An 8,012-nucleotide genomic window follows, 5' to 3' on the forward strand; every position below is an offset into this window, starting at 1 on the left:
CGGTGTGCCGCGCCGGTCCCCATTTTTATGGGCGAGGACTGAGAGGGAGAGCCGGGCCGGGAAGGGTTTGAGCCGTCGGGTCTTGAGGAGAGCGCCTGATGGTTCGACCCATTCCTGCTCTCCGAAAGAACCCTGTCATGACCGAATCTCTCGCCGGCGGCGCTGCCGCCGCGCCGCTCTCGATGCGTGCCGCTGCAACTCTCACCTCCGCCGCCGTCAGGGCCGCGCGACAGCTCGTGATTGATCTCGAGCGCGGCCGTCGCATCGATGCCGCTGTCCTGCGCGGCGCCATGGAAGCTGCCTTCGGCGCTTCCGACGCCTCTGGCGCCTGGAACTGGAAGACCGCCTATGACGCCTGCGAGGCGGCGACCGTCCTGTTCCTTCGCAAGTTCGGCCCGGCTATCCGGACCAAGGCTGGCTCGCCGGCCGCGATGCTGCCCATGCTCGCGAAAATCACGCGCTGTCTGCCGACCCACACGCGACGCTCCGAGGACAGCCAAGCCCTTCAACAATTCTCAACGCCGATCCCGCTAGGGCTTGCCGCATGCACCGCGGCCGGCATCACGCCGTCCGACCGGGTCTTGGAGCCCTCTGCGGGGACCGGCTTGCTCGCCGTCTTTGCCGAGCTCGCCGGCGGGGCCCTGATATTGAACGAGCTGGCTGAGCCCCGCGCGGCATTGCTCGAACAACTGTTTCCTAAACTTGAGGTCACGCGGTTCGACGCCGCGCAGATCGATGATCATCTCGATGCGGGTGTCGTACCGAGCGTTGTCCTGATGAACCCTCCGTTCTCGGCGTTGGCGAACGTCGATCGGCGGATGGCGGATGCCGCGCTCCGGCACATCGCCTCAGCCTTGGCCCGTCTTTGCGGCGGTGGACGTCTGGTCGCCATTACCAGCGCGAGCCTTGCGCCGGACAATCCGGCATGGCGGGATGCCTTCGTTCGCCTCCAGGAGCGCGGGCGAGTGGTGTTTTGTGCCGCCATCGATGGTGCGGTCTATGCGAAACACGGCACGCAGACCGACACAAGGCTGCTTGTGATCGACAAGCAGCCTGCCGCAGATCCGAATGTCTTTCCCGCTTCACTTGGCATGGCCAGCGATGTCGCCACCTTGCTTGACTGGGTGACCCAGCATGTGCCCCCGAGGCTGCCTGTTGTCGCGCCGGTCGTGATCGACGCCATCTGGCGCCCTGCGATATCACGATCCATCGGCGCCTCTGCGCCACGCCCATCGTCTACTCCGAGCCCAGCAGCGCCAGAGGGCGTCGAACTCGCCTATGAGACGGTCGATTGGACACCTCCGGAAGGCGCTCGACTGACCGACGCGCTTTATGAGGAATACGTACTGCAGGCGATCCGTATTCCGGACGCGCATGCGCATCCGACCAAGCTGGTGCAGTCCGCCGCGATGGCCTCGGTCGCGCCGCCGAAGCCGTCTTACCGGCCACATCTGCCGGTCCATGTCGTGGCTGATGGCATCCTGTCGGACGCTCAGCTCGAGAGCGTCATTTATGCCGGCGAGGCGCATTCCGAGTTTCTGGCGGGGTCCTGGACGGTGGATGCGACCTTTGATGCTGTGGCGGCCGTACGCGACAATGCAGCCAATGCTGTTCGCTTTCGGCGCGGCTGGTTCTTGGGCGATGGCACCGGCGCTGGCAAGGGACGACAGGTCACGGGCATCCTTGTCGACAACTGGCTCAAGGGCCGCCGCCGCGCGGTCTGGATCAGCAAGTCCGACAAGTTGATCGAAGACGCGCAGCGTGACTGGTCCGCGCTCGGCATGGAGCGGTTGCTCGTGACGCCGTTATCTCGGTTCCGTCAAGGCATGCCGATCCGGCTTTCGGAAGGCGTCCTATTTACCACCTACGCTACGCTGCGCACCGATGAGCGCGGCGAGAAGCTTTCGCGCGTTCGGCAGATCGTTGAATGGTTGGGCTCCGACTTCGACGGAGTGATTGTCTTCGACGAGAGCCACGCGATGCAGAACGCGGCAGGCCAGAAGGGCGAGCGCGGCGACCAGGCGGCCTCTCAGCAGGGGCGCGCGGGGCTGAGGCTCCAGCACGCCCTGCCGAATGCCCGTGTCGTCTATGTCTCGGCGACGGGTGCCACGACCGTGCACAATCTAGCCTACGCCCAGCGGCTGGGACTATGGGCCGGCACCGATTTCCCGTTCGCGACCCGGGCCGAGTTCGTCGAGGCAATCGAGGAGGGCGGCGTCGCGGCTATGGAGGTGCTCGCGCGCGACCTCAAGGCGCTCGGTCTCTATGCGGCGAGGTCTCTATCCTACGAGGGCGTCGCGTACGAGCTCGTCGAGCACCAGCTTACGCCCGAGCAGGTTCGCATCTACGACGCTTACGCCGGCGCGTTCAGTGTTATCCATAACAATCTCGATGCGGCAATGCGGGCCGCCAACATCACCGGCGAGACCGGCACGCTGAACGCCCAGGCTAAATCGGCCGCGCGATCCGCTTTCGAGAGCGCCAAGCAGCGCTTCTTTGGCCACCTCCTGACCTCGATGAAGACGCCGTCGCTGATCCGCTCGATCGAGTGTGACCTCGACGCCGGCCATGCCGCCGTCATCCAGATCGTCTCGACGGGCGAAGCGCTGATGGAGCGCCGACTCGCCGGGATCCCGACCGAGGAGTGGGGCGACGTCCGGGTCGACATCACCCCGCGCGAGTATGTTCTCGACTATCTCGCCCATTCCTTTCCGGTCCAGCTCTACGAGCTCTTCACGGACTCGGAGGGCAACCTCTGCTCCCGACCCGTTTATCGCGACGGCCAACCGGTCGAGAGCCGGGAGGCCGTCGCACGTCGCGATCGGTTGATCGAGAAGCTCGCCTCGTTGCCGCCGGTGCCTGGGGCGCTGGATCAAATCGTGCAGCGCTTCGGCACCGATATGGTCGCAGAGGTGACCGGCCGCTCGCGCCGCATCGTTCGCAGGGGCGACCGGCTGGTCGTCGAAAACCGGGCCGGTTCAGCCAACCTCGCCGAGACCTCGGCCTTCATGGATGACGTCAAGCGGATCCTTGTGTTCTCCGACGCAGGCGGCACGGGGAGGAGCTACCATGCCGAGCTGTCGGCGCGGAATCACCGCCTGCGGGTCCACTATCTGCTTGAGCCCGGCTGGAAGGCGGATGCCGCGATCCAGGGGCTCGGCCGCACCAACCGGACCAACCAGGCGCAGCCGCCGCTGTTTCGTCCCATTGCAACCGACGTCAAGGCCGAAAAGCGCTTCTTGAGCACCATCGCCCGCCGGCTCGACACGTTGGGCGCCATCACGCGCGGCCAGCGCCAGACCGGCGGCCAGGGCCTGTTCCGGCCGGAGGACAATCTCGAAAGCCAGTACGGCCGCGACGCGTTGCGGCAGCTCTACACGCTGCTGGCGCGCGGCAAGGTCGAGGGATGCTCGCTCGAGAGGTTCGAGGATGCGACCGGTCTGAAACTAACGGACACCAATGGACTCAGGGATGACCTGCCGCCGATCACGACTTTCCTGAACAGGTTGCTGGCGCTCACGATCGAGCTTCAGAACATCCTGTTCACCGTGTTCGAACAGCTATTGACCGCCCGAATCGAGGGCGCGATCTCATCGGGCAGCTATGACGTCGGGCTGGAAACGCTCCGGGCCGAAAGCTTTGTCGTCGCCGACCGGCGGACGATTTATGTCCATCCCGGTACTGGCGCCGAAACCCGGCTGCTCACGATCAACCAGCGCCAGCGTAATCATCCCGTGAGCCTCGATGATGCTCTTGGTCGTCTTTCCGATCGCAATTCCGTCCTGCTGGTCAATGAGCGCTCGGGACGAGCCGCCGTGCAGGTCGCGGCGCCGAGCACCATGCTCGACGACGGCGAGATCGAGCGGCGCGTCCGCCTGATCCGGCCGATGGAGCAGCACAGCGTCTCCTTAAGAATGATGGCGGAAAGCCGTTGGATCGAGGCGGACCGCGAACGCTTCGCCGCGGCCTGGCTCGCGGAGCTAGCCGAGATCCCAGAGTTCACGGACAGCACGATCCATGTCGTGGCCGGCTTGCTATTACCCATCTGGAAGCGGCTACCGAACGAATCGACCCGCGTCTATCGGCTTCAGACCGATGCGGGCGAGCGGATCATCGGCCGCAAGGTCTCGGCGACCTGGGTCGCGAACGTCCTTGCGGCGGACGCGCCGGTGTTGACGCCGAACGCTGCCTTTGCCGCGCTCGTGGAGGGTCGGACCGTCCTCGAGCTTGCGGAAGGACTCCAACTCCGCCGCGTCCGGGTGATGGGCCCATACCGCATCGAACTGTCTGGGTTCAACGACACGATGCGCGACCGCCTCCGGGCGTACGGCCTCTTCGGCGAGATCATTTCCTGGAAGCTGCGCATGTTCGTGCCCACGGACGCGAGCGGCGTCGCGATCCTGGCGAAGGTGCTCGAGCACTATCCCGTCGCGCGCATCAGCGAGCGGGAGGCCGCGTGATGTCCCGCGGTGCCTCTCAGCTGGCATGCCGCCTCGCGCGCGAGGCCGAGGCGGTGTGCCGATACTATCTCTCCAATGGTAAGCGGGCGGGGCGGTACTGGTTGGTCGGCGACGTCCATAACACCCCGGGCCGCTCGTTGTTCGTGCGGCTTCAGGACTCACCGAAGGGCCCCGCCGGCAAGTGGACCGATGCTGCGACCGGCGAGCATGGTGATCTCCTTGACATCATCCGCGAGAGCTTGGCCTTGCGAGACTTTCGTGAGGTCGCCGAGGAGGCGAGGCGCTTTCTCAAGCTTCCTCGTTCTGAGCAGCAACTGACCGCGAAACCCGTTCGTTCGCCAGCGCCGACCGGATCACAACAGGCGGCTCGTCGGCTCTTTGCGATGTCCAGACCGATTGAAGGGACGGTAGCCGAGAGGTGCTTGCAGCGTCGCGGAATAGACCGCATCCACCATGGTGGCAGTCTGCGCTTCCATCCACGCTGCTACTATCGGTCGGACGACCATCTGCCGCCCGAGACCTGGCCGGCGATGATTGCCTGCGTCACGGACCCTTATGGGCGGATCACTGGCGTACATCGCACCTGGCTTGACCCGGACGGCTTTGATCGCGTGCGGCTCGGCAAGGCTCCGATCGAGACCCCACGACGCGCCATGGGCGACCTGCTCGGCAATGCCGTTCGGTTCGGCGTGGTGGACGACGTGCTCGCTGCGGGGGAGGGTATCGAAACCATGCTTTCGCTACGTTACGTGCTGCCGACTATGCCGATGGCTGCTGCACTATCGGCCAATCACCTCGCAGCCATAGTGCTCCCGTCGAGCCTGCGCCGGCTCTATATCGCGCGCGATGCTGATGCTGCAGGGGATGCTGTGCAGGCGGTTCTCACGCAGCGCGCGGAAGACGCCGGCATTGAAGTGATCCCGCTATCGCCGCGGCTGGGCGACTTCAACGAAGATCTGCATGTCTTCGGTCTCGATGCCCTCCGAGCAGCCTTGCGGCTTCAGCTCGCACCAGAGGATGTCGTCCGCTTCCTGCATTCGTCAACGATGGCGGCGGAATAGCTCCCGGGCTTCGATCGATGTTGATAGGCCGCTCATAGGCGAGGACCATGCGGAAGAGGACGCGACCACGGCCTTCTAGAGGGCGATCGGACGGCAAGCGGCCCGAGCCTGCAATGGCTGCGTCCGGCTATTTTCCGCCGCGCGCCCGAGATGTGAAGACACATCATGCGGTTGGCCAACGCGCTTTGCATCGCGAAGCAAAATAGCCGGCCTCCGCCATCCTCCGCTGCCGCTTCGGCCCTTTCGGGTGCTGGCCCGTTCCGCTTGCCGTCAGAGGATCGCCACGAAGGCCGCGATGGTCGCGGCCGATCCGGCAAAGGACCTCTTCTCATGACCGACCATGACGACATCGAACCGCCGCATGCTTCTTCTCCGACCGACCACGTCCTCACCGAGTTACAGCTCTTCGGCTACCGTCCCTTTGACGATCAGCCCGATCCGAGACCGCTTCCCGAAGGAAAGAAGATCGCCGGAGCCGTGGCCGATATCTTCGACGCCCTGGTTGCGACCCTGAATGACACGCGGCTTGAGCCGGACCTTGACGATCTGCTGTGGTCGACCGTCAACCTGTTCCATCGGGCCGTCGACCGCGTCGAACGCCAACTCGATGACAACGAACAAGCGCAGCATAAGAGCCAGCGCGAGCAGAACGGCTCCGAAGTGCGATCGGTCGAACTCGAGCGCCTCACGGCCGAAGGCATTACGCTGATCGAGCGCCGCAATTGCCTGGAACTGTTCCGGGATCAGGCCATTGACCGATTTGAGGTCCACACCGGCTCGTCCTGGCGTCCTCGGTCGGGATCATTGGTCAATCACCGAACGCTCACCGCAGCAATGATCGACTCCCGTGACTTCATCGCAGCAAAACGCCGCGCCGAGACTGAGGTCATGTTGCCACCAGGACCGAAAATCGCACTCACCGGTGGACTCGACTTCAAAGACCACCACCTCATCTGGGATCGCCTCGACAAGGTTTATGCCAAGCACCCCGACATGGTCCTCCTCCACGGCGGCTCCCCGAAAGGCGCTGAACTGATCGCTGCGAAATGGGCGACCAATCGCAAGGTGCCACAGATCGCCTTCAAGCCCGATTGGACGAAGCACGCCAAGGCGGCGCCGTTCAAGCGCAACGATGCACTGCTCGAGCTCCTGCCGATCGGCGTCATGCATTTCCCGGGCACGGGAATTCAGGACAATCTCGCCGACAAGGCGAAGCGGCTCGGCATCCCGGTCTGGAAGTTCGGCGGCGCATGAGCGCCGTCGCCTCGAAGACGCCGAGGTGGAGTTGCACGCCGCAACTCCGCCTCGTTTCGACAATACATCCGAAACTGCGCCGTGGTGGTGGTGGAAGGCGCGACCGGTACATCTGTGCACATGGAGCCACCACCATGCTCGCGCTTGGGCTTGTTCTCAACACACTCGGCATTGGCTTGTTCTGCTGGGCGATCTTTGCGCTCGCTGTGTATGCCCTGCCGTTTTTCGTCGCACTCAGTGTCGGGATGTTGGCATTTCGTCATGGCGCGGGCGTCTTCGGCGCACTGCTTATCGGAATTGCTTCTGGCACGCTGACGCTTGCCGCTGGTCAGGTCGCCGTTGCCGTTAGTCGGTCCTTGACCTTGCGCGTCGCGATCGCAACCGTATTCACGGTCCCCGCAGCGATCGCCGGCTATCAGGTGATTTTTGCCCTGTCGCAGATCGGGGTGCCTTCATTGGCTTGGCGCGAGGCGTTCGCGTGCCTAGGAGCGGTTTGCATCGGCGGCTCGGCATGGACACGCTTGACCGTGTTCGCGGGCACCCTCCCGTCGGAGTCGGCCGGGGTAGTGGAGAATGCGCCTGAACCAGTTCTCACAGCCGCCGCGCACGAGCGGTGAGGCTTCGTCGCCGTCATCGGCCGAGCAAGACGGCACAGGGCGTCACGTTGAACGAGGGGTCGACGAGCTTGAGCGAGAGGTAACCGCGTTTCCTCCTCGGGGCGCTTAAGCAAGCCGTACCGGTCTCTGTCTGGCCCACATAGCTGCGGTGGAGCGGCGCGCTCCGTTCGATCGTTCGTTCCGGGACGATATCGCCCTTTGCGGCAGATTGTTTCTCTTTCTGCGCTGAACCGTACCAATCCCTTGCTCAGCAGAACCGAGATTCGCCAGTCTTCTCCTCAAGATTGCCGTTCAGCACGCAGACCACGTGGCCTCTTTGATGGCTTGATCTGGCCGAAGACCGGCTACGCCTCGATCGTCTGAGCCGCAACGCCGTTGCTGCGACTTTCTTCCCCTGGGCTTTGCCCATTCCTCGCGAGGCAAGAAAGTCGCCGCAACGACGTCCTCCGCTGCGCTCCGGCCCGCGAGCGGGTGCGTCGCCGATTGTCTTCGGCCTTTAGACCGCCATCGAGGCCGCGGTGGTCGCGGGCTCGAAACACAACAGGTAGAGTAGGGGCACAGCGCCTGTCCGTCTTGCGACGGATGGTTTCTGCGCCCCTCTCGCCGAACCGGGCGTGCAA

At 64.4% G+C, this 8,012-nt stretch carries 5 protein-coding genes; 4 read left to right on the top strand and 1 reads right to left on the bottom strand.

Features of this window, described 5'->3' with window-relative positions; translation table 11 throughout:
• The first annotated feature begins 137 nt into the window (after nt 1-137).
• From AC0L3P_RS21535 to AC0L3P_RS21550, 4 genes are all read left to right on the top strand, one after another.
• Entirely contained in the window at nt 138-4,460 is a 4,323-nt protein-coding gene (locus AC0L3P_RS21535) for a strawberry notch-like NTP hydrolase domain-containing protein (RefSeq protein ID WP_473304802.1), read from the top strand.
• The gene (locus AC0L3P_RS21540) at nt 4,460-5,521 is read left to right on the top strand and encodes a DUF7146 domain-containing protein (RefSeq protein ID WP_473304804.1); all 1,062 of its coding nucleotides are present in this window, start codon (nt 4,460-4,462) and stop codon (nt 5,519-5,521) included. The genes AC0L3P_RS21535 and AC0L3P_RS21540 overlap by 1 nt, the downstream gene beginning before the upstream one ends.
• Before the next feature lie 330 nt (nt 5,522-5,851).
• Nucleotides 5,852-6,775, top strand: a complete 924-nt coding sequence (locus AC0L3P_RS21545; RefSeq protein ID WP_473304806.1) for a DUF2493 domain-containing protein — start codon at nt 5,852-5,854, stop codon at nt 6,773-6,775.
• A 134-nt stretch (nt 6,776-6,909) separates the two neighbouring features.
• Nucleotides 6,910-7,392, top strand: coding sequence for a hypothetical protein (locus tag AC0L3P_RS21550; RefSeq protein ID WP_473304808.1), 483 nt, complete (start codon nt 6,910-6,912; stop codon nt 7,390-7,392).
• A gap of 13 nt (nt 7,393-7,405) precedes the next feature.
• Here AC0L3P_RS21550 and AC0L3P_RS21555 read toward each other — a convergent pair whose 3' ends face one another.
• Complete coding sequence (locus tag AC0L3P_RS21555) at nt 7,406-7,582, bottom strand: hypothetical protein (RefSeq protein ID WP_473304822.1); 177 nt, start codon at nt 7,580-7,582, stop codon at nt 7,406-7,408.
• Between the last annotated feature and the right edge of the window lie 430 nt (nt 7,583-8,012).

The organism is Bradyrhizobium sp. WSM4874 (genome assembly GCF_055811835.1).

Bases quoted from the DNA above. Each gene is read 5' to 3' on its own strand.
- AC0L3P_RS21545 (WP_473304806.1), top strand. From the start codon at position 5,852: ATGACCGACCATGACGACATCGAACCGCCGCATGCTTCTTCTCCGACC.
- AC0L3P_RS21535 (WP_473304802.1), top strand. From the start codon at position 138: ATGACCGAATCTCTCGCCGGCGGCGCTGCCGCCGCGCCGCTCTCGATG.
- AC0L3P_RS21550 (WP_473304808.1), top strand. From the start codon at position 6,910: ATGCTCGCGCTTGGGCTTGTTCTCAACACACTCGGCATTGGCTTGTTC.
- AC0L3P_RS21540 (WP_473304804.1), top strand. From the start codon at position 4,460: ATGTCCCGCGGTGCCTCTCAGCTGGCATGCCGCCTCGCGCGCGAGGCC.